This window comes from Chryseobacterium potabilaquae (assembly GCF_902728265.1).
Taxonomy (GTDB): domain Bacteria; phylum Bacteroidota; class Bacteroidia; order Flavobacteriales; family Weeksellaceae; genus Chryseobacterium; species Chryseobacterium potabilaquae.
Genome location: NZ_CACVBR010000030.1, coordinates 1 through 24,587, shown reverse-complemented (window position 1 = coordinate 24,587; position 24,587 = coordinate 1). Strand labels below are relative to the sequence as shown.

The 24,587-nt window shown below is 33.6% G+C and carries 26 protein-coding genes; 7 read left to right on the top strand and 19 right to left on the bottom strand.

Going from position 1 to position 24,587, the window contains the following annotated elements; genetic code table 11:
* Window positions 1–53: 53 nt before the first annotated feature.
* From CHRY9293_RS13745 to CHRY9293_RS13725, 5 genes are all read right to left on the bottom strand, one after another.
* Window positions 54–3,383: a coiled-coil domain-containing protein gene (locus tag CHRY9293_RS13745; RefSeq protein ID WP_162033507.1), complete on the bottom strand. Its 3,330-nt coding sequence runs from the start codon at window positions 3,381–3,383 to the stop codon at window positions 54–56.
* Between the two features lie 120 nt (window positions 3,384–3,503).
* Entirely contained in the window at window positions 3,504–4,133 is a 630-nt protein-coding gene (locus CHRY9293_RS13740; RefSeq protein ID WP_162033506.1) for a hypothetical protein, read from the bottom strand.
* Window positions 4,134–4,139: 6 nt separating this feature from the next.
* On the bottom strand, window positions 4,140–5,465 hold the full coding sequence (locus CHRY9293_RS13735; RefSeq protein WP_162033505.1) for a phage terminase large subunit: 1,326 nt from the start codon (window positions 5,463–5,465) through the stop codon (window positions 4,140–4,142).
* A complete protein-coding gene (locus tag CHRY9293_RS13730) occupies window positions 5,431–5,841 on the bottom strand; it encodes a hypothetical protein (protein WP_162033504.1) in 411 nt (136 codons plus the stop codon). Before CHRY9293_RS13730 ends, CHRY9293_RS13735 begins: the two co-directional genes overlap by 35 nt.
* A gap of 9 nt (window positions 5,842–5,850) precedes the next feature.
* Window positions 5,851–6,033: a hypothetical protein gene (locus tag CHRY9293_RS13725; protein WP_162033503.1), complete on the bottom strand. Its 183-nt coding sequence runs from the start codon at window positions 6,031–6,033 to the stop codon at window positions 5,851–5,853.
* Window positions 6,034–6,772: 739 nt separating this feature from the next.
* On the opposite strand from CHRY9293_RS13725, the gene CHRY9293_RS13720 reads away from it, so the two are divergent.
* Genes CHRY9293_RS13720 through CHRY9293_RS13700 form a run of 5 tightly spaced genes read left to right on the top strand, consistent with a single transcriptional unit; the run spans window position 6,773 to window position 15,638 of the window.
* On the top strand, window positions 6,773–8,311 hold the full coding sequence (locus tag CHRY9293_RS13720; RefSeq protein WP_162033502.1) for a T9SS type A sorting domain-containing protein: 1,539 nt from the start codon (window positions 6,773–6,775) through the stop codon (window positions 8,309–8,311).
* Window positions 8,312–8,319: 8 nt separating this feature from the next.
* Entirely contained in the window at window positions 8,320–11,388 is a 3,069-nt protein-coding gene (locus CHRY9293_RS13715; RefSeq protein ID WP_162033501.1) for a hypothetical protein, read from the top strand.
* A gap of 2 nt (window positions 11,389–11,390) precedes the next feature.
* Window positions 11,391–14,777, top strand: a complete 3,387-nt coding sequence (locus CHRY9293_RS13710; protein ID WP_162033500.1) for a DUF6443 domain-containing protein — start codon at window positions 11,391–11,393, stop codon at window positions 14,775–14,777.
* Entirely contained in the window at window positions 14,761–15,147 is a 387-nt protein-coding gene (locus tag CHRY9293_RS13705; protein ID WP_162033499.1) for a DUF2750 domain-containing protein, read from the top strand. The genes CHRY9293_RS13710 and CHRY9293_RS13705 overlap by 17 nt, the downstream gene beginning before the upstream one ends.
* A gap of 47 nt (window positions 15,148–15,194) precedes the next feature.
* Window positions 15,195–15,638 carry a DUF4265 domain-containing protein gene (locus CHRY9293_RS13700; protein ID WP_162033498.1) on the top strand — a complete coding sequence of 148 codons (444 nt, stop codon included), beginning with the start codon at window positions 15,195–15,197 and terminating at the stop codon, window positions 15,636–15,638.
* A 155-nt stretch (window positions 15,639–15,793) separates the two neighbouring features.
* On the opposite strand, the gene CHRY9293_RS13695 is transcribed toward CHRY9293_RS13700, so the two are convergent.
* The 14 genes from CHRY9293_RS13695 to CHRY9293_RS13635 form a co-directional block, all read right to left on the bottom strand.
* Entirely contained in the window at window positions 15,794–16,315 is a 522-nt protein-coding gene (locus CHRY9293_RS13695) for an integrase core domain-containing protein (protein WP_228455543.1), read from the bottom strand.
* 116 nt (window positions 16,316–16,431) lie between these two features.
* A complete protein-coding gene (locus CHRY9293_RS13690) occupies window positions 16,432–16,758 on the bottom strand; it encodes a hypothetical protein (RefSeq protein WP_162033497.1) in 327 nt (108 codons plus the stop codon).
* Window positions 16,759–16,911: 153 nt separating this feature from the next.
* A complete protein-coding gene (locus CHRY9293_RS13685; protein ID WP_162033496.1) occupies window positions 16,912–17,658 on the bottom strand; it encodes a hypothetical protein in 747 nt (248 codons plus the stop codon).
* The gene (locus CHRY9293_RS13680) at window positions 17,621–18,643 is read right to left on the bottom strand and encodes a DUF6291 domain-containing protein (protein ID WP_162033495.1); all 1,023 of its coding nucleotides are present in this window, start codon (window positions 18,641–18,643) and stop codon (window positions 17,621–17,623) included. The genes CHRY9293_RS13685 and CHRY9293_RS13680 overlap by 38 nt, the downstream gene beginning before the upstream one ends.
* Window positions 18,644–18,766: 123 nt before the next feature.
* Window positions 18,767–19,510: a phage antirepressor KilAC domain-containing protein gene (locus CHRY9293_RS13675; protein ID WP_162033494.1), complete on the bottom strand. Its 744-nt coding sequence runs from the start codon at window positions 19,508–19,510 to the stop codon at window positions 18,767–18,769.
* Window positions 19,511–19,601: 91 nt separating this feature from the next.
* Window positions 19,602–19,922, bottom strand: a complete 321-nt coding sequence (locus CHRY9293_RS13670) for an HNH endonuclease (RefSeq protein WP_228455542.1) — start codon at window positions 19,920–19,922, stop codon at window positions 19,602–19,604.
* A complete protein-coding gene (locus tag CHRY9293_RS13665; protein ID WP_162033493.1) occupies window positions 19,894–20,472 on the bottom strand; it encodes a type II toxin-antitoxin system RelE/ParE family toxin in 579 nt (192 codons plus the stop codon). Before CHRY9293_RS13665 ends, CHRY9293_RS13670 begins: the two co-directional genes overlap by 29 nt.
* Window positions 20,473–20,476: 4 nt before the next feature.
* Entirely contained in the window at window positions 20,477–20,665 is a 189-nt protein-coding gene (locus tag CHRY9293_RS13660) for a hypothetical protein (protein ID WP_162033492.1), read from the bottom strand.
* A 22-nt stretch (window positions 20,666–20,687) separates the two neighbouring features.
* Entirely contained in the window at window positions 20,688–21,377 is a 690-nt protein-coding gene (locus tag CHRY9293_RS13655) for a lambda exonuclease family protein (protein WP_162033491.1), read from the bottom strand.
* The gene (locus CHRY9293_RS13650; protein ID WP_162033490.1) at window positions 21,377–21,805 is read right to left on the bottom strand and encodes a hypothetical protein; all 429 of its coding nucleotides are present in this window, start codon (window positions 21,803–21,805) and stop codon (window positions 21,377–21,379) included. Before CHRY9293_RS13650 ends, CHRY9293_RS13655 begins: the two co-directional genes overlap by 1 nt.
* A 25-nt stretch (window positions 21,806–21,830) precedes the next feature.
* Window positions 21,831–21,965 (bottom strand): hypothetical protein, encoded by a 135-nt coding sequence (locus tag CHRY9293_RS18890; RefSeq protein ID WP_262887720.1) that lies wholly within the window; start codon window positions 21,963–21,965, stop codon window positions 21,831–21,833.
* Window positions 21,966–22,032: 67 nt separating this feature from the next.
* Window positions 22,033–22,428 (bottom strand): hypothetical protein, encoded by a 396-nt coding sequence (locus CHRY9293_RS13645; protein WP_162033489.1) that lies wholly within the window; start codon window positions 22,426–22,428, stop codon window positions 22,033–22,035.
* Between the two features lie 60 nt (window positions 22,429–22,488).
* A complete protein-coding gene (locus tag CHRY9293_RS13640) occupies window positions 22,489–22,701 on the bottom strand; it encodes a hypothetical protein (RefSeq protein ID WP_162033488.1) in 213 nt (70 codons plus the stop codon).
* Window positions 22,698–22,916: a hypothetical protein gene (locus CHRY9293_RS13635; RefSeq protein WP_162033487.1), complete on the bottom strand. Its 219-nt coding sequence runs from the start codon at window positions 22,914–22,916 to the stop codon at window positions 22,698–22,700. The genes CHRY9293_RS13640 and CHRY9293_RS13635 overlap by 4 nt, the downstream gene beginning before the upstream one ends.
* Before the next feature lie 355 nt (window positions 22,917–23,271).
* On the opposite strand from CHRY9293_RS13635, the gene CHRY9293_RS13630 reads away from it, so the two are divergent.
* Together CHRY9293_RS13630 and CHRY9293_RS13625 are read left to right on the top strand one after the other, a co-directional pair.
* Complete coding sequence (locus tag CHRY9293_RS13630) at window positions 23,272–23,766, top strand: helix-turn-helix domain-containing protein (RefSeq protein WP_162033486.1); 495 nt, start codon at window positions 23,272–23,274, stop codon at window positions 23,764–23,766.
* A 47-nt stretch (window positions 23,767–23,813) separates the two neighbouring features.
* Complete coding sequence (locus tag CHRY9293_RS13625) at window positions 23,814–24,191, top strand: hypothetical protein (protein ID WP_162033485.1); 378 nt, start codon at window positions 23,814–23,816, stop codon at window positions 24,189–24,191.
* The last annotated feature ends 396 nt before the right edge of the window (window positions 24,192–24,587 follow it).

The following is a 24,587-nucleotide window of genomic DNA, read 5'->3' as shown; positions in this document are numbered from 1 at the left end:
ACAATGTTGAGCTGGATGAGTAGACCCATTTTCATTAGATGAATTAGGCATACTTATGCATTAAACATTTTTTTCTTTTTGAGTGAAACGGTTTCTAAAGAAGCCGCAAAGCCCTCACTATCCATGACAATGTTTATTCCTAATGCTTTTATATATTCCAATTGTTCTGATTGTATACTTTCCAAATTTTTTAGTCTTTCTTCCAATCCGGAAGTATGATCTTCTTTTGATAGATTCTTTTCACTTATTTGGATCATAGGGTTGTAAAACAATTCACCAGTGAGGAGTTTGGGTAAATCTTTATTTTTAATTCCTTTTAATTGTTTGTTGATATAGGTGGGAACAATCCGTTCTCCAATATTGAGCATAGCGGGAATAGTGTCTCTACCTTCCGGGTGAGCTCCTCTTTCAACATATTCAGTTCCCTGGTAAAACTCAGGCGCATTGGACTTCATTTGATTTACCAGCGTAATTCCTGTTCCCAGAGCTGCTATGATAGAGGCAATTCCTGTAATAACAGCCACTGTTCCTCCTTGTGCGATCTGAGCAGCCGCTCCGGCAACGGCTACGAGTATCTGTGAAGCCTGAACCGCCTGATCAATTTCCAGCTGTCTTCTTGCCGCTGCTTCACGTTTGGCTTCCAGTTCATTTAATCGGTCAGTTTCCTCTCTAAGATATTCAGCATTTCCGGCATCTGCAATTTTTCGGGCTTCATCGACCCTTCCCTGTTGTAGTGATATCGCACGATCGTAGGCTTCTACTTCTAACTGGGACTGTTCTTTTAACAGATCAATAGAACTCTGGATCGTAGTTTTTACAAGATTTTGTACTGCTTCCGCCTTTTTCTTAGCCTTTTCATCATTCCCAAATATTTGTTCTAAAAAGGTAGGTGTTTTTCTCTGGTTGGTTTCTAACGTATTTCGCTCGGCTTGAAGGTCATAGATTTGTTTTAATTTGGTTTCTTTCTCTTTAGCACTCTCTGTGGCCTGAATCTCTATTTGTAAAGCTTCTATAGTATCGTTAATCTGACGAATCCTGTTTTGTTTTTCCTGCTCCCTATACTTTTTTTGGATTTTGCTGATCTCGGAGTTTAACTTTTCTTCATTAATTAATCCTGCATTGAATCTCTCTGTAATGGTTTTTATCTCCAGGGTTTGCTGACTGGCTAAAAAGGACTGTAATGTTTCCAGATGTTTATCATATAAATCGCGTTCACCCTCCAGTCTTCTCAGATTGACATCCTGAAGTTTTTTATTGGTGGCTAATTTCAATTCAACGATTTGCAGGTCATATACCTCTTGTAAGTTCTTACTCCTTTTTTGAGCCTGCTCCTGATTAATATATTCCTGTTTTTCAAGATCATTAATCTTCTCTATTGCTTCTTTTCTGGCATTTTCAATGGACTGGATCCTTACTATTTCCTGGAGTTTGATGGTTTGAGTTTCACGCTCATATTCATCCTGAATAGTATCGAGTCTGTTTTGGCTCAATTCATCTTGTAGGGATTGCTGCTGCTTATCTGCCTCTTCCAGCGCTTTAGCTCTTTCTTCTTGAAATTTTTTAACTTCCTGTTGGATTTCTGTTTTTTTGATCCCCACAACGGTACTTCTTAGGGCCTGAGCTTGAAGCCTGGTGAGTTTGCCATCCTGTAGAGCATCATTTATTTTACGAATTCTTTCTTTGTAATTTTCTTCCGCTTTGGCATTGATAGCAGAGAGGCCATTCAAATCGGCTGTATTTAATTTTTCAAGATCACTTTGAAAACCTCGTTTTAATTCTTCATAGATATTTTCAACTTGCGATTTATTTTTTTCTTTTTTCGTCTTCTCTTTTTCGGCGTTTAATTGGAGCTGATTTTCTTTTTCAATTCTAAGAGATTCCATAAGAAATTGAGTGGCTTGTTTTTCAATGTCATTGGCATCTCCGATAAGGGGTTTCTTTTTCTGAGCCAAAACATAGGCCTCGTTAACTCCTTCGTAGTATTTATCTGCGGCATCTTTGCCTTGTGTTTTCAGGACTTGTTGGTATTTTTTTTGTTCCGAATCGGTAAGCTGAAAAAATCTGGACCGGAATTTATCCAATCCATTTAATTGGAGAGTAGCGGCTTCGGCTCTTTTTTTTGCCGATTCTTGAAATAAGGCTTCTGCAATTGTTCTTGTTTTTAGTGCTGCTAAATAGGCGCCTGTCTTATCCCTGAAAATCCTTTCGGCTTCATTATAACTTTTAGCAGTTCCGAGCACATCCCCAAATGTTTTGTTATAATCATCTAAAGCCTGTTTTTTACTGATAACGCCTTTTCTGGCTGCTTCAAATAAACCTTTTTGAAGTTCAATTTCTTTATTGGCCGATGCTAAGGTATCTGTGGCACTTTTTTGGGCTTTTTCAATTGCATCAGTAGCAGCAGTGGCTCCTGTAATAGCTGCGGTAATTTCTTCCCAATTGGCAATTAATAATCCCAAGGCTACCACTACGGCTCCTATACCGGTTGCTGCCAAAGCGGTGGAAAAGGCTCTTGTAGCCAGCGTCGCTTCCCCGGTAATTGTGGCCACTAACGCTGTACTCAGGGCCACTGCTTTATTCCACCCGTTGAGTAGGGCTAATTTCGCGGCACTTTGACCGGTTAAAAAAGCGTGAATTTCCTGAAGTCCATTCATGACGGATTGAATGGCCACCAATTTTTGCATCTGCTCCTCTGTTTCCTCAGTAGAAAGTCCAAACAGTTGCATTGCTCCTTCGGTGAGTTGCCAGCCGGCAGCCAATTGCGTGAGCAAGTCAACCCCTGCATCCAGACCAAAAGTATCAGAAGATAAGACCCTGATTTGTTCTGCCTGGTCACCCATTTGATCTGTTAGCCGGGCACTTTCTATGGTGAGCTGGCGAAACATTTGGGTATCATCAAGACCTGCATCTTCAAGCTCTATGAGTTCCTGTTTCATTTCTCTCAATCTCGCTTTTGCCGATTTGGTGGCCGTTTCGTTTTTGAGTTCTTCTCCTGTTAATTCGGCAAGAGCATTTTCAGTAAGAGTGACTGCATCTCTCAACGTTTTAAACTCCTGAGGATCCGTTGCCGATTGTAAATCTTTCTTGAAGGCGCTTAGAAATTCTTTTATTTTTGATTCCGACTTTATGATAGTATCGACCGATTGATTGATCTGATCTTTGGAAAGACCCAATTGTGAGTTTTGAGCTTTAAAGGCAGAGGTAAGCTCTTCTTTAAATTTGTTAAGTTGGGATATGGGTCGGGAGAAATTAATTTGATCGGCACTTTTAGATAAAGATTCCATTTTCTCCTCGAACTTTTCGCTTGATTTAATCGCCTCAGAAACATTATAGACAAACTTCTCTTTGTCAAATTCAACGGTGAAAATAGCACTTGGATCCATAAGACAAATGTATCGTTTATGTCTTTTTGGATTTTGACAAAAAATCATTCATAAGCCGGTATACTTCCGCCACGGATAATGATTGTATATAGTGGATCTTCTCAATATCTCCTCCGGCAATCAATTCAATAAGTTCTTTATTTTGTTTATGAGCCTTAAGAACCATTTTTCTTCTTTGGATATGAGTTGGGGCTGTATCGAGGGGAATTCTGTTTCCAAAAAGTTGGGTAAATTCACTTCTAATTTGTTTATCAGATTGTTGCATTTCATTTGTGCTATGTTCAAAAAAAAAGCAAGCAGCTCAGAATCTTTAGACCATTCATTAATTCTTTTTTCGGCCTGCTGCTGATCAAAAATACCGATGAGATCAAGATCATCCTCATGCACTACAAGAAGTGCCGCAATAAGCATGGAGGATCTTTGATAGTCCCACAAGGATTTGGCAGTTTTGTTGATCTCCGTAATTTTACTGTAGATCTTCATTTCAAACCCCTGTTCTCTGGATTCAAGTAAAGTAAGAATCTCATTATTTTCTTTAATGAGTTCTTCTTTGTCTATTCCTAGTGTATTAAACTGTTGGATAAGATCAAACATGACCTTTCTCTGATAAGGCATCGATAGAACACTGTTAAATACATAAAAGTCTCCTAATTCCCAATGGCTTTTAATACGTTTAAGCCTAGTTAGTTCTTTGGAGGTTTCATTCATTACCCAAACTTCCTGAGGTGTTTTTTTGTATACTTTATACATGATATTTTAATTTGGTATGTTTTTAACATTTCCTCTTGTAATGGTATATAGTCCATCCAATAAGCAATCAAGCAGGTGAGATTGGGAAGGATCGGAAGTCTTATCCATGTCTCCGGAAGGCTTTAATGAAACCGACTCCAGGTCTTCCACTAAAAAGGGGGCATTACTGATACTCATATCGGGATGTCTTGCAAAAAAAGCATTTCCGATTAATCTTTTTGACTGAACATATCCGGCTGGTTTTCCTTTCATGGCTTTGATTTGAGTAAAGTTGAGTTTCAATTGGTTTTGTATAATCTGATATCCACTTAAGCTCCCTTTAGAATAAGAATGCCGGTTATTTCCACTGCTATCCCCCGTGATGAAAAGATCTCTTGTATTATAATTTCTACCGATCCAGTCACAGAGTTTATAAATATCACTGTCAAAATCCCTAAACTCATTGATGATTCTTATTTTCCGTAAATGAAGATCCGTCTGTAATACAAGAGCGGTCATAGGATTAACATTAAAGTCAACAGAAATATAGGTGTACAGACTTCTGTCAAATAAATAGGGAATGGGAGGAACATGTTTTTCTTTTTTGAAGGTATTGATGAATAAATTACCCTTCTTAGGATTTCCCCATACTCCGTAAATATCACAGTCAATACTGCTTTGATCATAATTATCAGCAAGTAAGGTTTCAAGATATTCTTCCTGGTTTATAAATTCATTGTCCCGATAGGTTGAATGATGCAGATAGCCTTTACCTCTAAATCTTTCATTAAGCCCATATCCATTCTTTTCATCAAAGAACATGGATCTTAGCCAATGATTTTCACTTACAGGATTAAAAGATAAGGCAAATTGAAGATATTCAGCCTCAGGACTTCTCAACAGTTTATTTAAAGCGGTAAAATCTTCTTTGGTTCCTTTGTTGATCTCATCCCACCAAATGGCTGTGATCCCATCAAGCCCTTTTGTTTTTTCCGGATCATCCATTCCTTTGGGGACTAAGGCATTCCCGTTTTCAGAGTTTACTATTTTATAGGTCCCCTCTGAAAAATGAAGATACTCATACAAACCTGTTCTTTGTGCCACTCTTTTAAATCCAGCATATTGCTGATCCCTAATATTCGTTTTTTCTTTGTTGATATAAGCCAATTTAAAGGAGTAAGGCTGGAATAATTCCAAAAGATATTTGAGATAAAAAGTATCTGTTTTTCCACTTCCTCTACCCCCAAAGGCAACGATATACCTATCATGTGAGACCAACAGGTTTTCAAAATTCTTTGAATACGCACTTTCATCAATTTCAATTTGAAGACTCATCGGTTTGTGGGTTTTCATATTGGCTTGCGAATTTTTTGCCCGCTATAATTAATTTTCCATCATTGAATTTTCCTCCTTTATTAGAATGATCAATATATGTCTGACTTAATTTTTGAAGTTCTTCGGGAGTGGCAAGAAGTTTCATTAATGCCATCTGTAAGACTGGAGCATTCGATGTATACCATTTTGATCGCATGGATACTTTCAGTTCAACTCTGTTTTTCTCCAGTAATTCCTTTAGCTCGTTGTATTCGTTGCATTCTGGTGGGAAAAAACGATAAAATGTAGTTTTATCGCAAGGCAGAAAAGAAACAATATCTTCAATGAAGAAAAGTTTGTATTGGGGAATAACTTCCTTAGCTTTTTCAAAGATTTCTTTTTTCTTGTAAGCCATCTCATGAGTTTAGGCAGTTGGTAATGTGAATTTCGAGAATAACATATACACAAAGACATTATCGGAGTACAGGTAGGTGAGCAAATAGCCTTCTGCAATAGCATTGTTTTGTATCACCATAAGTTCATCTTTGAGAACGGAAGCTATTTTCCCTTCTCTCTCTATTAATTCTAATCTTTGATTTGTATTCATTTTTCTTAATTTCTATCTTTTCTCTCAGCTCTTTATTAAATCTCAACCGGTCTTCTACAACAGAACAATAAAAATAAATAGCAGAATGACACTTTACATGATATCTTCCCTGAATATCACACAGTTTTTCACCAAAGTATTTCTCAACATAAATACCTATAATTTTATCCGTAATATCGATTTGTTTTTTTGGCATGATGTAAGCTGGATGAGTCTAAATCTACAAAGGGATACTATTGAAATAATCCCTTATAATCAAAGTAAAGTTACAAATGTTAGATTAATAAAACAAGCTATCTAACATTTATTTTACACAAATTCAATGAAAATGTTAGAATAAACTAACACTAGAAAAAATATATCCCCCAACGTGATTAAAGAATACTGAAAAAAAATATTTTCATAAAAGATAAAGAAAAATATAATACGTCGAGTTTTGACGCTATTAGAAAATATCTTTGCAGAAATAATTAAAACACTGACCTAATAAATCTCATATGCAGGAATTTTTAATACCCATATAAAGGTGTTACTTTTGCAAACTTAAATAATACAAATACAACTACTTATAAATGAAATCAAAATTACTCTCGATGCCTTTATCCATGGACATAAATCAAAATTACACCTATAGAATTACAATTGATAGTTGCCTAGAATAATCAAAATAAAATAGGGGATTTCTCCATTTTGATAAATAAATTGAATTTCTAAGTTCACAACTTTTAAAAATAAAACAATGAAAAAACTTTACTTCGGTGCGCTGTACCTATGCGCTATTCCTGTGTTTTTTTCACAGGAAGTCGTCTGGCAAAGAGATATTCAATCCTCAACGCAGGATTTTCTAAGTCAGATCACTACTACTCTTGATAGACAATACTTAATTACGGGAAGTTCTATCCAGAGTCAGCAGCTTCAAAATGTAGGCAACAAACAAAATAAGGGCTACGATTTTCATTTGATTAAGCTTAATGGGCAAGGAGAAGAGGTCTGGGAGAAATATTTCTCAGGGGATAACCATGACTTTTTATCTGCCACCGTATCCACTCAGGATGGAGGTCATCTTCTAGCAGGAACTTCATACTCAGGAAAAGGTCTGGATAAAAAAGAAGAGTCCAAAGGAGGTTCCGATATGTGGCTCATCCGTATTAATGAATTTGGAGATGAAATTTGGCAAAAAACCATTGGTTCGGCTGCTGAGGAACAGGCCAGAGCCGCTATCCAGACTACTGATCTAGGATTCTTTGTAGCAGGGAATATTCAAAACACAGATAAAGGATATGGAGCAAAGGATGTTCTTGTTGTAAGACTGGATAAAAATGGAAAAGAATTGTCACAATTGATTTTAGGTGGTAAGGTAAACGATGAGATTGAAAAGATGATCCCTACGAGGGATGGAGGAGCTTTATTAGGAATCTATTCCAGAAGCAATGCGAGTGGATCAAAGACTACAGATCACTATGGCGAAGGAGATTTTTGGGTGGTAAAACTCAGTAACTTAGGAAAGGTAGAATGGGAAAAAAACTTTGGAGGAAGAGAGGATGACCATCTTAGAACATTGGCATCAACCTCTACAGGTTTTATTATAGGAGGAGAATCCAGATCCGATAGATCAGGCAATAAAACGGTAGGATTGGAAGAAGGAACAGATGTATGGCTAATCTCACTGGATGAAAAAGGTGAAGAAATCTGGCAGAAATCCTATAATTTCAAAAATCGTGATCTATTAATGGCAACCCATGTTATTGAAAGTGAAGATCTTACTCAAGGGATATTGATAGGAGGCTATACTCAATCTGAGGAAAGAATGGAAACGGGAGATATGACTTTTTGGATGTTATACCTTGATGGAAATGGTAATGAACAGTGGAGAAAGTATGTCAAAGGTGAATCAAAAAAACGAGAAGAAAGACTCTCTGATATTCAATTAAATAAAGATGGCTCGATCATTATAGCAGGAACCAGCGCTGAAAAATTTGGCTCTGAAAATTGGAAAATTGTCAAACTAGAAGATAAGCAGATCGATCAATTAATCGAGAAGCAAGATATAAAGATCTATCCCAACCCTGTATCAGAGTATGCGTATGTAGAAATCGGATTTGATTTCAAGGAAGCTGATATCCTAATGTATGATATGAGTGGAAGGCAAGTGCAAAGTATGAAAACTAATAATAAGGTGACCAAGATTAACACGCAGCCTCTCATTCATGGCGCCTATTTGATTACCATTAAAACCGATACGAATAAAACAACGAACGCAAAATTGATTAAGAAATAAATATAAGTATGAACATTTTAAAGAATACATGCAGAGGGATAGTAGCGATTACTACTTTATCAATATCATCTTACTATGCGCAAATAATACCAGTTATTAAATCTCCACAAACTTACAATATTGAGAAATTTGGTAATATCCCTGTCAGTCTCAATTCGGGGAGTACTTCCTATAATATTAATTTATTCCATTACGGAGACTTATATAATGGAAATGGGTATGATATAAGCCTTAATTACTACGGGACGGGATTTGTTCCTGCAAAAAAATCCAATTATGTAGGTTTAGATTGGTCATTAGATATAGGAGGAACAATAAGTAGGGAGGTACGAGGTGTTGCTGATGATTTTTTTTCAGATTTCCCACAATCTTCCAATCAATTATATGGATATTTAGAAGGAGTTAAAACATGCAACAAAAATAATAATGACATCTATAATTCAAACTATCCATCCCTGCCTGTCGGATATGGTGGGAAAGGGATCAAATGTGGAAACCATAGTTTTGAATTGGAACCGGATAAATTCAGTTTTAATTTCATGGGGAATAGTGGATATTTCTTTATTGGAAATGATATGAAGCCGATTATTATCTCTGATAATAAAAATTTGAAAATTGATATTTCCGGATTATCCAGCAAACAACCTCTTCATCCTAAGTTACAAAATGGGGCTAAATGTCTTACCCAAACAACCACGATAAAAATAACAGATGAAAAAGGGATTCAATATTATTTTGGAGGGAATTACGAAAATCTGGAAATATCTTATAACCTGAATCCCGCTGAAGCAGAAAACAGATTTACCATTACAGCCTGGAATCTTTATAAAATAGAGTATCCTAATTCTGATATATTAGAAATAAAATACCGTACGGCAGATGCCTATTCTGGTGATAGAAACTTTTGTGTCAATTATGATGACATTCTGACGTTACAGGAACCATTTCAGCTGATGTTTGATCGTAATATCATTTTCAAGCAGGAGTTTAATGTAACGAATGATAATTATAGTGTGGGAAATTTATTGTTTGATGGTACTGTACGTTGGGGAAGTTCGAGCAGTTCGGCTGATACGAATAGACAGTCATATTCGGCTACCAAAAAAAGTTTTCCCAATACAGTTCTTTTCAACGGAAAAACTATTGTCTCCTTTGATTATGAGCGATATGAAAAGTATCTAATATCTGCTATTCCTTCCTTAAAACTGAAAAATATTAATTTCTATAATATCACAGGGAGTAGTATTGTTAAGACTGTGAATCTTAATTACTATAGAAATAAAGATTATTTCTTTTTGGATAACGTGAAAATGTTCAGAAAAGCTAAATTATCATTGGAATATTTGCAAGAATATGGGTTTGATTATTATAATAAAGAGGATCTTCCCGATGATAGCACCGGGCTTATCGATTATTGGGGGTATTGGAATAATAAACCCATGTCAAAGCTTATTCCCAACTTTACATTGGATAAAAATACCGGTGATTATACCATTACAGATAATACCAGAGACGCCAATCCTGCATTATGTTCTGTAGGTTTGATGAAAAACATTACATATCCTACTAAAGGAAAAAGTGAGTTTATCTATGAGCCTCATCAATACAGTGAAAAGATGGACAGAAATTCTTCTTCTCAATTTAAAAATGTATTAGTACCATCTATAGGTTCTGTAGGGGGAGGGCGTATCCAAAAGATGATCCATTACTCCAATGACGGAACACAAGTAGGAATAAAGGAATATAAATATATCAGCAATTATGCTCCCAATGCAGCGAATACGAAATCAAGTGGGATCTTGTCAAATTATTATAGAAATCTGGATTATCTGAAGGTACAAGTAGGACCAACCACAAGAGAAACCCTTCATGTATATTCTAATAATATAATTGAAACATCCATGAACTCTTCTCCTGTTCTGTATTCTGAAGTAACGGAAATAGAGAATAATAAAGGATATACAAAGTCTTATTTTACGGATTATAAAATGTATCCGGATGATCCGAATTTTAAGGAGGTGTATAATAATACAGGACCCATAAATCCAATCTCTTATTCTCCACCCAATATGGGAAATATTAATTTGCCTTATCGCTCCAATAATTACAAAAGAGGAAAGTTGTATAAACAAGAGATCTATGATCAGAACTTTGTGAAAATTAAATCTTCCACTACAGATTTTACGGATATTTCTGAAATTATTCCGAATAATTTTGTAACCTATGTAACAGACAGAATATTTTCGAGATATTTCTTTAAGTTATATGGAGGCTCGTTTGCTCCTTCTAAAACAATAACTCATGAAATTCTTAATAATAATCCGATTTCCTCTACAACAGAATATTCATATCAATCCGCTAACGGACTTAATTTATCGAAACTTAAAAATACGGACGCTGAAGGAAATATCACAGAAACGACCTATAAATACGCTCATGAAAAAGCAAATCAAAAGTTGATTAATGCGAATATAGTAGATACTCCTCTGGAAACGATGACGACACAAACGCTCAACGGAATCAATAAAACCCTATCAAAATCGGAAACGAAATATGATCATACAGCGAATATTTATCCAAGCTCTACCCTGAATTATGATCTTTTGAGTGGTTCTTCTACGGAAGTAACTTATGATGTATATGACGCAAAAGGTAACCTTCAACAGTATACCACTAAAGACGGAATTCCTGTATCCATTATCTGGGGATATAATCAAACTCAGCCTATTGCTAAAATAGAAGGAGCTATGTATAATCAGGTGGAAGGATTAATCTCCGGAATTGTTTCTGCTTCACATACTGATGCAGCACAAGGGAATGATGTTTCAGAGAATGCACTGATTGTTGCATTGGAGGCCTTTAGAAACTTACCGGCTTTGATGACTACTCAGATTACTACCTATACGTATAATCTTCAAATCGGAGTAACGAATATTACCTTGCCATCAGGAATGAGAGAAATATACCTGTATGACAATGCTAACCGATTGAAAGAAATAAAGCAGCAGCAAAAAGATGCCGGAGGAAATCTCATTTATAAAACAATAAAAGAATACCAATACAATTACAAGAACTAATAATGACCAATACATTAAAAACAATTATATCAGTCAATACTTTATTTGTGATAGGATTATTCCCTGCCCAATTAAGTCCTACTGAAAACTATGTATCTTCAAAAACGTATCTTTCAGATCCGACGCAACCCAATGTGAAGACATCGGAAACGGTTCAATATTTCGATGGATTAGGAAGACCTAAGCAAGTTGTCAATGTAAAAGCTTCTCCGCAAGGAAAAGATGTGGTGACCCATATCGAATATGATGCATTTGGAAGACAATCCAAAGATTATTTACCAATTCCTCAGTCGTCAACAGGAAACGGAGCGATAGTCCCCAATCCATTAGGAAATGCTTCATCTATTTATGGAGCTGAAAAGATCTATTCCGAAAAAGTATTGGAAAACTCTCCATTGGATAGAATCCAACAGCAAATACAGGTAGGAAACGACTGGACTAATAAACCTGTAAAGTTCGATTATAGTGCTAATATAGCAGGAGAAGTTATAAAATATACCACTAATACCATTTGGGAAAACAACGCTACAAAATCATCCATTGAATATAAAGGAACTTATGGAGCTAACCAACTTTATAAAAATACTGTCACCGATGAAGATGGGAATAAAACCATTGAATTCAAAAATGGCAGAGGACAATTGCTTTTGGTAAGAAAAGTATTAAGTGCGAGTGAAAACGCAGATACCTACTATGTTTATAATGAATATAATCAGCTTGCATGGGTAATTCCTCCACTTCTTTCCAAAAAGAAGACTTGGGATCTGGCAGATCAACAGGCTTTGGCTTATGAATATCGTTATGATGGAAGAAGTAGATTGGTAGAAAAGAAACTTCCTGGTAAAGGTTGGGAGCATATGGTGTATGATAAAGCAGACCGTTTGGTGTTCACTCAGGATGAAGTCATGAGAGCCCAAAATAAATGGCTTTTCAGTAAATATGATTTATTTGGGAGAGTGATTATCACAGGAATCGTAGGAGGAACTTCTCGATCAGATATGCAAAATATGATTGTTAACAATCTGATTGTTGAAAACCGAAATCCTCCAGGATTTACCAAGAATGGAATGTCGATTCAATATACCAATAATCACTTTCCTTATCTTGAAACCGTATTATCAGTGAACTATTATGATACTTATCCTCTCTATAGTTTCAATCCTACTTTTCCGACAAGTATTCAGGGAGAGTCAGTCTTGACTGATAATCCATCCACAAGTGGAGGAAAGAGTACCAAGAGCTTTTCTGTGATGAGTTTGGTAAAGAATATTGAAAATGATAATTGGATCAAGAATTACACCTATTATGATACTACAGGAAGAGTGATAGGAAATCATTCTATCAATCATTTAGGAGGATATACCAGAATAGAATCCAAATTGGATTTTACAGGAGTAGTTCAAAATACAATCACTAAACATAAGCGATTGAATACCGATACTGAAAAAGTCATCACCGAAGTATTTACTTATGATCATGAGAATAGGTTATTAAAACAGACCCATAAAGTAGATAACAATCCTGAGGAAATTTTAGCTCAGAATACCTATAATGAACTTTCCCAATTACAAACAAAGAAAGTTGGAGGAGTGAATCTGACCAGTCCAGTTCAAACTATAGATTATAAGTACAACATTCGTGGATGGATGACTAAGATCAATGATCCTTCCAATTTGAATGGAAGATTGTTTGGATATGAAATCAAATATAATAATCCTGTACTTGCCACCCTTGCTCCTGCAAAATACAATGGAAATATTGCAGAGATTGACTGGAAGACTTCTAACGATGGAATCTTAAAGAGATATGCTTATAATTATGATGCATTGAATAGACTCTTGTATGGACATTATGCTGAACCTTTGAGTACGATTCCTCAGACGGATCATTTTGGAGAATCTATGGAATATGATCTGAATGGAAATATTACTCATTTATATCGAAATGCTAAAAACCCGAATGGGCAGGCGATGCAGATTGACAATCTTAGCTATACTTATTCTGGAAATAGACTCTCTAAAGTTACGGATGCAACTCAAAGTTCTTATGGTTATCCTGGAGGGGGAAATCCTATAGGTTATGATAACAATGGGAATATGATAAGCCATCTTGATAAAGGAATCAATACTATCAGCTATAACTTGTTGAATCTTCCATCTGAGATTAAATCTAATTCAGGGAATTCAGATGCTGCAATTACCCGTTATATCTACCGTGCAGATGGAGTAAAGGTTTCGAAAAATTATATTCTAGGAGGCACGACAAAAGAGACTCAATATCTAAATGGATTTCAGTATGATAATAGTAGTGCTTCCAATGTATTAGCTTCTTATTCGTCCTTAAAGTTTGTTCCAACCTCAGAAGGATACTTCGATTTTATAAAAAATAAGTATATTTACAACTATACAGACCATCTGGGAAATGTGCGTTTGAGCTATTTCAACAATGGATCAAGCGTAGAAGTTCTTGAAGAAAACAATTATTATCCTTTTGGATTAAAACATGAAGGGTATAATATATTAAGTGGTAATCCTAGTTATCAATATAAATACAATAGAAAGGAATTACAGGAGACTGGACTGTATGATTACGGAGCAAGATTCTACATGCCTGATGCTGTACGCTGGCTATCTCCAGATTCTTTAAGTGAAGAATTTTCGGATTGGACTTCTTATAATTATGCATTCAATAATCCACTGAGATTTACAGATCCAGATGGAAATGCTCCAGAAGAAGCACTTGAGGCAGGTTGTTGCCCTGATCCTCCTTCAGGTTCTAGCCTTCCTGACAATCCGGTCGCATTTGCGGAGATGATAGGAGGAGGAGTTAATAGCTTGAGAGCTTCGGTTTCTAATTTGGTTGTAAGAGGCTACAATGCCCTTACAGGAGATAAGGTAAGAAATAAATATGAAGTAGATAACGATGGCTCTTTAACCTTAGTCACTGGTGTTCCAAGAGAAACAAAAAAAGAAAAAATCCAAAATACTATAGGTGATCTCTCTACAATTGCTTTAACTATAATAGGTGGCCCGGAAGGAGTATTAATGACTCAAGGGGGGAAAGTACCAGCTTTAAAAGCTATTGAGGAGGTAAAGAATTTAAAAAGTGTGGGAAGATCCGGAAAACAGGCTAGACTAAAAGAACTTGCCAATGATGCAAAAGTAAGTAGTTTTAACAGAGGTTGGATTAAGAACGAAATGAGACACATTAAATATGGTAATAGAAAGACAATACGAAATCCAAGAAATTCAAGAAACTCTAAAACAAGAGGAACCGAACTAGCCCATCCCAGAGGGAAACGAGCAAAAGACGGTAATAGTTATAAAGATACAAAATTACAAGATGCTGATTTACATAAATTAGAACATAAATATGGAGGATACAAATAAGAAAATTGCGAACATTTTAAAAATGACAGAAGATGAAAGATACGATTATTTCATAAGAAAGGTTACTGATTTTGAAGAAATTTGGGGGCTAAGTGATGACGGTTGGGCTTTACTTGGAGATGATAATGGAAATCAAATATTACCACTATGGCCTGAAAAAGAATTTGCAAAGTTGTGTGCCATTGATCAATGGAAAGATTATAAACCAGAATCAATAGAATTAGATAATTTTATCGAAAAGTGGATTCCTGGAATGATAAATGATAAAACATTAGTAAATATTTTTCTTACTCCAGACGCTAAAGGAACCGTTATCAATCCTAATGATTTATATTCGGATTTACAGGAGGAATTAGAGCAATATGAATAAATTAACATCATAATTTAAAGAAACTTCTTTGGGAAAATTATCAAAATATGGAAAATAAAGTTATTTTAACTTATTATGATGTTTGGGAAAATGTAGCAGAAGAGACTTTATGGATAGACTCATTAGACAATAAGAGGTATCAAATAAAAAACATACCCTTTTTTGCTCCTAATCTTGCTTATAACGATATTATCACTGTTGAAGAGGATGAAGGAAGTTTATACTTTGAAGAAATTGTTGAACCATCTGAACATAGTACTATACAAATTACTTTTTTTAGAAACGAAACAATTGAGCAAACAATAAAGGATATTGAGTCATTAAACTGTTCTTGGGAAGGAATGCACGAGCAGCAATTTATAGCAGTTGATATACCTCCCGTCGTAGATTACAAAAAGGTAAAAGAATATTTATATCAACAATTTGATAATAAAATTTTAGACTATAAAGAAGCATGTCTGTCTGAAACTCACTTAAAAAATTTGAGATAGAGATATTATTTGTGCTATAACAATAGATTCGCTACAAATTAAGAGAGGTTTTTTTAGCCATAGAAGATACCGGAAATAAAAAGAGGAGACCTTTTGGGGTCTCCCTTTCCGTATATCTAAAAGCCTATTGCTGGTAGGTTGCTCCCCAACAGAGCCTACTTTCTCTTGGGCTTTGAAACTAAATTAATATTTTTTCGTTTTATATAACTTAAGTAAGTATAATTTCTGGGCAATATTACTTCATTCGAGTCCCAAAATTTTGCAGTAACATCAGGCTGAATAGGGATGAGATGTTCCAACGACTGTAATTTTTCCCAAGGTGTTTTTCCATTCAAAGAAGAGTGTGGCCTTTTCTTATTGTAAAACTCCTGCCATTCAATAACTAAAGCATTTAAATCAAGATCTGGATCAGATAAATCCATTAGCGACCAGAATTCGGATTTGTCAGTCTGTTGAGTTCTTTCTACTTTACTATTTAAATGAGGGGATCTGGGCTTGATGGGTCTGTATTTGATAAAATGCTCATGCAGCTCATATTGGAAGGAATAATTAAAAAATTCCGTTCCCCAGTCAGTTTGAATATGCTGTATAGGAAAATAAAATATATCCAAAATTTCCCCTAAAAAATGTATAGTGCTTTCTGCTTTTTTATTAGAGTAGATCCTAATAACTTTCATTCTTGTACAGTCATCAATAGCTGTAAATTGATAAGTTGTTTATTCATGGATAAAGGTTTTCAACTAGGGTATATTGCCGCTGAAACGAAATCTTTTTAGTTTATCTTTTATCATATTTAATTATCTTTTTTTAATCCATCAAAAACAGAAGGGTTTTTAGTTTCTAAATAAGCACGAATTTTGTTAATATGTGGTTGTACTGCCAAATTGAATTGCCTTTGTAATTGATGTCCATACTCTAAGCTTAATCTAATATCTTCCCTAAGTCTTTCCGTTTTCATTTGTTGCTCTTCTCTTTTAGTAAGTTTTCTGGTGCTACTGGGACTGGGGTTGTGATTGTTTTTAAATAATACAACCCCATCATCCAATCTTTTTAGAATAAGCTCTTGTATTTCAAGTATTTTGTCAATTTTAGCATATAGTTCTTTGTATTCTTTTTCCATATAAATATTCCTATTTAGATTTTTTTATTTTTTGGAGCAGCTATTTATGCAAATTTATATTAAATTAATTTGATTCTTAATAAATTACATTTTTCGTCCTATACTAAGCAATTTTATTTAAAAATGAATATGAAAACATTTTAATTATGTGCATTAGTTTCGATCTGATCTTGTAGTGGATTCAAAAATGCTTTCCCAGTATTCAATCCATTCTGATTCTGAAAGTTCTTTTAACTTATTTTTTTCAATATAGGTATTTACAACCACATCAATGAAAAAAACTTTTATATCCTGTTTTTTTATTCTTGTAAGTTTCATTTGCTCTGGTTCTTTTGAATGAGAAATTCCGGTTGTTTCAGGAACGAAATTATCTAAAATATTTTCGACAAATTTTAAGCTTACTTTTTCAAGTCTTTTTTTCTTGATTAAATCATAAAAAATTAGAGTTCCTAAAACTTTTCCTTGTTTTTGAAGCCTTTCATAATCTGATCTATAGAATTTGATTCTTTCCCTTTTCTTATCTTCTGGTGTTAACTCTGGTTTTGGTGGTTCTAGGAATATTTTAATTTTTTCAATTCCTAATTCTCTTTGTTTGTCAATTTTCTTATATTCAATGTATGCTACTTCTACCTGATTGAACATTTCAAAATCAATTTTCTTATATGGTTTTAAAATTTCCCCATCAAAATCAGTAAGCATTCCTTTTGACAAATAGGCTCTTGCTTGGAAGAATTCTTGAGGTGTTAATTGTGATTGAGCAGCATATCTTCTGATTTCTGAAATAGCTAAATCTATTTCATAGTTTTCATGTTCTTTGGAGAAATTAACATTCACCTTACTTATAACCTCAAATGCAAACTTCTCAACTTCTGAAAGATTCTCTTTTGATAGTTGTTTCAATGTCAATTGTGTTATTTCCGCCTTCAGAATTTCGGGCAAAGTGTTCACTAATTCTTTTGGCAATAATTTGTCGCCCTGAAATCGTACCACTTGCAGCTGATTGCTGATTGTTATATCCTGTGTTTGTGCTTTGATAAGTTGTTTGTCCATTTTTGATTGGCCTTAAAAAAGGAATTGTATTTTGAATTTTTGTTTTCCAGTTGTTAATTGATTTTCCATTACCATCTTTCCACCCATTTTCTTTCCAGGCATTGTATTTAGCTTCTATAGGAATTTTCCAATTTTCCGGTGGCCCGAGATTATTTGAAATAATATATCGCTCTGTATATCCCCAAAACTCATCGTATTCTGGAATTGAAACCTTTTTTTGCGCAACTTTTTTGGAAGATTTCGAATAGATGCTATTTATCCAAGATTGAAAATAAATGTTTTTAGATTTTTTGGCTTCATTAAAAAGTTTTTCAAAATCAACTTCAAGTCCATCTGTTTTTCCTAGAAAATTTTTATAGTCCTTTTCGTAAGAATTTTTTTTACCTTCAAACGAATTCCAAACTTTTTCAAAATTGAAAATCTCGGTCATACCTTTTGGTTCTTTTTTTAAAAGAACATCATTGTTATTGTTATTATCTTTCTCATTATCTTTTTCATTGTTATTATGGCTTTTTTGGGTTTCTGAAAAACCCAGTGGGTTTTCTGGGATTTCATTTTCCAAATGGGTTTCTTTGGCTTCTTTTTTTGGTCTTCCCCCTTTTGATCCATTAAGTTGGTTTCGACTTACAATTTTTTCGTTGTATTTATCTTTCATATTGTCCAACTGGGATTTCACGAAATTCCAAATAGGAAATACATATTGGTTTTCACAAATCTGTTCCACGCCATACTCATAGTGTGTAAACATCTCCCAAAATATCAATTGATTTTCAGGAGAAAGTGAATTGACAAGAATTTTCCAGTCTTTTAGAAATATTACGCCATTATCTTTCATTTCTTAATGTTTTATCTTTGCTATAAAATAAAAGGCGAGATCTTTCCCTGTGTGAAAAATCTTCATTATTGGTATGATTTTGTTTTTAAAAGCAATCAATATGCAATACTTTTATATCGTTAATTATGCCGATACGAGAAGTCTATTGATGAAATACTGCTGTCCTTTTCCAGTAACCTTTGACGTTTTGTTTATTGATATATGTCCGTCCGAATGAGTAATGCTTGTTTCTTTTATTTCAAATAACCCCAACTCCATAGATTTTTGAGTGGGCATATTAAAATCAGTTCCCTTTCTACTGATCAGGAAATTATTGTGCCTAAGCCATTCAAAAAATCTGTTTTGCCCCATTTCAACTCCATTTTGTTTGAGGATTTTGGCAAGCTCACCTATAAGAATTGATGTTTTTGAAGCTGAAACTGCATCGGCAAATATGACTTTAGGTTTGTTAGCTTGGTATATTTGTTCTATTTCCAAGCGTTTTTGTTGTTCATTATGCCATTTTTGTGCTAATTGTAAAACAGCTGAAGCATCAGAGAAGTCAATCACTTTATTTTTAGCAATTTTTTCACATTCTATAAAGTATAATCGAGCTTGTTCTCCTTTTCTGGTTTTTGCCATCATTGAAATTCTCATAGCAAACTCAATTGACAAAGCGAATTCTTTAGTTTTACTTCCATTATTTGAATTCGACTTTATGTCGAATACATGATAGTCAACGTTTTCTATTGCAAATTCATTTTCGATAATATTCTTTTTGTACCATCTAGCCCATTGACTTTTGTCAAACCCTAAATATTCATAGAGATCCCTAGCTGATACAGCTTGTTTGCCTTTATTTTCTGTTATTTTGATTAATTCATTCATAGTATTGTTTTTTGTATAGGTTTTCCTCCGTTTGGGGTTTTCCACAATTTTATGGAAAACCTCAAAGGAAGCTATTATGATAGGAGAAAAATTACGATACACTTTTGTATGTCTCTCCATTTTGCTTTAATCTGTTTCTGGGATTCAAAGGATGGTTTGGATTTTTGTGAATTATTTTATGATCTTTTCTGCAAACTGTAATGAGCCATTGTAGATGTTCCAATTCCTGTCCGCGAATAGTTTCACCATCTACGAAATAGGTAATATGATGAACATCCAAACCAATCTTTTCACCACAAATCCGGCATTGATGTTTATCCCGGATTTTTACTTTTCTTTTTACCTCTTTCCAGTTTTCGTCATTTTGTAATGATTTTTGATATTTACTGGGTCTGCCTTTTATTCTTGACATTTTTAAAATTTTCAAAGAATTGTTCATTTTTATCTGTGTGATTGAATAATTCCTCTTTTTCTTCATCGGACATTAAAGCTACTTTAACCAGTACACAGTCTCCATTGTCTTGCCATGTATAGAAATAAAGCCTGCCCTTATATGGAACTCTGTAAGTCCGATTTGCTGGAACTTCAATTCCTGTTTTACCAATTTTTATTTCAGCAGCAAGATCATTGATTTTAGTTTGTAAAGCTCTAACAAAGTCAAATGCTATATTCTTTTCCTTTTTTGCCATTGAAAATTGAATATCTTTTTCTGCTAACTGTTGCTTTGCTTCTGGCAGTTCGTTTTCTGCTACTTCTAAAATTTCATTTCTGAAATAGTGGATTTCCTCATCAGAGTAATATCTTTTTGCAAAAACTTTTTGATGTTCAGAAAGGGTATTGAGAGCAAAATATTCTTGAAACTCCTCTATAGTTTGAAAGTTTCCTAAATTTTCTGGTAGATTTTCATCGTTATCTGCTACACTAAAGTTGTGGATAAATGCTATGTTTTTTACTAATTCCATCATTTTATTTTGTGAATTGTTTTTTGTCTCGTTCTATTTCTATTTCTAAAACCTGAAGATTATCTTCAATGTATATCTTTACTGGATCTGTTAATTGACCTTCTTCATATAACCGAAGGAGATAGTCAGCGGGAACATCTTGCATTTGCTTTCCCATATGAATGCCGTAAGGCATTATATCCGTGTCTTCCATTTATAAATAAATTTAGATTGGATCATGTTGTTAATAGTTCTTTTTTGTAGCTCTCAGCTAATTGAAGACGCTTCTCTAACTTTACTATATCTTCATCATTTCTTAGCACTTTAATAATTAAAATCTGATGATCTTTTTGTTTAAATCTTTCATCATAGGAAATGAAGAACCCATTTTGCCTTCCTGTTGCCAATAAGTTTCCTTGTATCTGCCAATAATAGTTAGGTTTATGTTTTTTTAGGTTTTGAACATTTTTGATATTTCTGAGATAGGACAAATGTGTTTTAGATTTAGGGCATTTAATCTCAACTAAACCGTCCTCATTAAATAATCCGTCAGGAGTACCACCGAAATAAGAACATAATTCTACAAACTCTTGATTTTCTCCTGTTGCATAACATGTAAGCGACATTTCCTGTTCAAATCTTAAAATGGCTTCAAGCTCTTTTTCATTTCCGCGCTCCATGTCTTCATTTCTAAAATCTTCTATGCTTTCTCCATCTGTAAGAATCGCAGCGGCAACTTCTTCAATATATGTTATTGCTCCTTTTGGTAGTTCCTCTATTTTGTCTTCATACGTCATAAGTTTTGAAACATTTGAGGAAGTAAATTTATCTTCTCGCTGCTTACGCCATAGCTCGTTTTTATCTAACTCTTGCGATAAAACCACTGCCTGGGAAAGATCAGGCAGGGCTAAGTTTTGATATTCCATTATCCAACTAATAAAGGTTTAACACTCCATCTATCCGATTGGTAAGTATTTGTGGTATTTTTAATTTTTCCTAAATACTCAATTTTTAAAGGAGTTCCGGCTTTAATTTTTCCCTGATGTAAAGCATCTTCTAAAGATGCCACTAATCTTTTAGAACCATTTCTAATTGTTTTTAAATCCCCAAGAGTTGTTTGCTCCAATAACACAATACACGGCAGCTCTATTGTTTCACCTGTCTGTTCATTAGTATAAGTAGAATTTTTAATTTCTTGGAAAAAGCATAGCTTGAATTCTCCGGGTTCTGAAGGTGTCCAGTATTCACTGGTCAAATCTGCAGGAATTACCTTTGCTTCTAAAAGGTTTGGTAAATTTCCCATTAAATCAAATGCTTGTAATTGGTTTTCGTTTGTTTTTTCTAATTGTGACATTACTATAAATTTTTAATATTATTGTTCATTTTTGCTTATATTCTTTTATGAATTCATTCAGTGCTACCTGCTCAAATTCTGATAGAGGTTCTTGACCTAATCTTTTCCCGTTGATGTAGAAAATACCTCCTACATTCTCTATTTTGATTATTATTTTCATTGCTATTGATATCTGAATAAGTAGATTATAAAATCTTTGTATGATTTTTCTAACCATTTAATTACCTTCATGATGCAAGTTTTAAAAAATTAGATTTATTGTCTTTAAATGAAATCCCTGAAAGCTTAAATAATTTTACATTATGCATTCCATCAACAGCTCTAGCTCTCCAGTAAGATACATGTTGGCATATTCCATTATTGCGATAATGGGCAAACCATCTCGAAATCATTCTTTTTATTTTTTTGTAATCATTTGAAGTTTTTAGGATCGCATCCTCTTTTTTATCTTCTTGGTTAATTAGGTAGTAGCTACCATTCTCAATTCGAACTCTTAGACCTCTTTCTAGCCATATAAATCCAAAAATTCTTTCCTTATAAAGTTTCGGAACGTTCATTCTGTAGAATTGGACAGATTTAATTTTCTCTCCTAAAATTGTTTTTTGTAACTTTGTTGTATCCATAACTAAATTGTTTATCTTTATAGTTAAACTATCTGCCATCTGCGTCAACAGGTGGTTTTTTTATTTTTTATGAAACTGTGCTCTAATCTTTTCGATTTCTACAGCTTTTTTTTCTGCTCTTGTTTTTTTCTGCTTATTCTGGGCAGTTCCTACGCTACCCAGACAAGCATTTAATTCGGCTATAACAACCATTAATTCAGCTTCGACAATGGCGGAATTTGATTTTATCCTTTTAATTTTTGACAGGAGAAGTTTTGCTCTTTCTTCTGTCATAATTCTCTTTCTTTTTCAATTATTTCTTCTTTTTTATATCCCGCATATTCTAGTGTTTCAATAAAAGCTGCTGTTCTTCGAATTGAGGCGTTACCTCTTTTTAAGGCTGATTCAATAGATTGTAATCTCATTTCTCTGCCCATTTTCTTTATTAATTCTCCCAATATATTAGGATCATTAAGGACTATTTCACAATATTTTTTTTGGGCTATCATAATTTTATCTTATTTTTGTCATATACTTACTGTACAAATATACTTTACAAATTGTAAACTACAAAACAAAATGTAATTCATTTTTGTTTTGTTTTGTAATTAATTGAAAATCAAATGGTAAATTTTAATATCCTCCCCTTCAAAAGAAGCTTTAGAGTCTAAGGTTGTTATAAGAAAGACATTTTTAAACAAATAACTGTATAATATGTATTTATGATAACTGGAGAGGGTAATTAATTAAAGTGCTATAAGTGTTTTTATTGATGTTATAGTAAAGTTGCCATTTATTAGTCTCTTAATAAATTGTGTTTGATTGCCATTTATGTAGCTCGATAATAATAGTTATACAAAAAAAATGAATAAAAATAGATTACAAAATGTAAATGAATTGTCTGGAGTTAGTAAACGGCTACTTTATGTTCTTGAAAAGAAAGATGTTTCAGGATATAAACTAGAAAAAGATAATTCGGGAATAAAACAGTCTCAAATAAGCCATATTAAATCAGGACGAAACCAGCCAAGCCCTGATGTTATAGATAGTTTTTTAAAATATTTTCCTGAAATAAATAAAATTTGGTTTTTGACAGGAGAAGGAAGGATGGAAAATAATACAACAAAAATAAAAGGAAATAACAATCTAAATAATACAGGTAATATAGGTGGAGATATATTAAATGATAGTAATTCTCAATCAAATTGCCTAACGGAATCGATAAAAACTCTTAAAAAAATTATAGAAGAAAAAGAAGAATTACTAAAAGCTAAGGATGAAATAATTAACTCTAAGGATGAAATAATTAATTCTAAGGATGAAATAATTAATTTATTAAAAGAGCAATTAAAAAAATGACATAATAAGCTCTTCGTATTTTTAAAAACTAATATTCTATAATTAATATGAATGGGCTTATCGTAATCGAAGGAAATGAAAACATTATGAACTCTGGAAACATTTTAGGAAGTATTGTTAAAGTCAATCAGGTTCATAACACAAATGTTGTAATAGATATTAAAACAATGGAGGGAAAAATTATTGAAAGAATAAATGAATCTGTAGACTTTATAAACAATATGTCGAAGTCACATATTACATTATCTAAATTAATACAGAAACAAGTTGAAAATGACAATCAGCATTATGATGTTATTTTACATCTGGCACAGGCTGCAGAAAATAATTCTAAGGCTAATTTGATAATGGCAGAATCAATAAAAAAAGACAAAGAATTAATTGAAAGGTTCATTGACATAATTGAGTTTAATCCCAAACTATAAAAGACCAAAAAACAAAATTAAAAGGGTAACACTTAAGGTAACATTACCCATGAATTTTAAAAGAAATTTAACATAATTGAAAATATAAATGTTTGATTTTCAGTTTATTTTAAAATCGTTGTCTGTCGTTCAAATCCTTGGTAAGGAAGAGGCCTCGGGTTCAAATCCCGATATTGGCTCATCTTAATTCCGAAAATCTTTCGGAATTTTTTTATTAAATATATTGCCTAAGCTAAACATTTCAATTATCTATTTTTGTAAGGCTTTTTTAGGATCAGGCGCAAAAGTTGGGGGCTATGCAAAAAGTTTGGATAATCTGAATAAGAAAAAGGTTCTGTCTTTTACCCCTCTTAGTTGCAATCTAAAGTTTTTGATTTTCGCATTAAAAGACTCTGC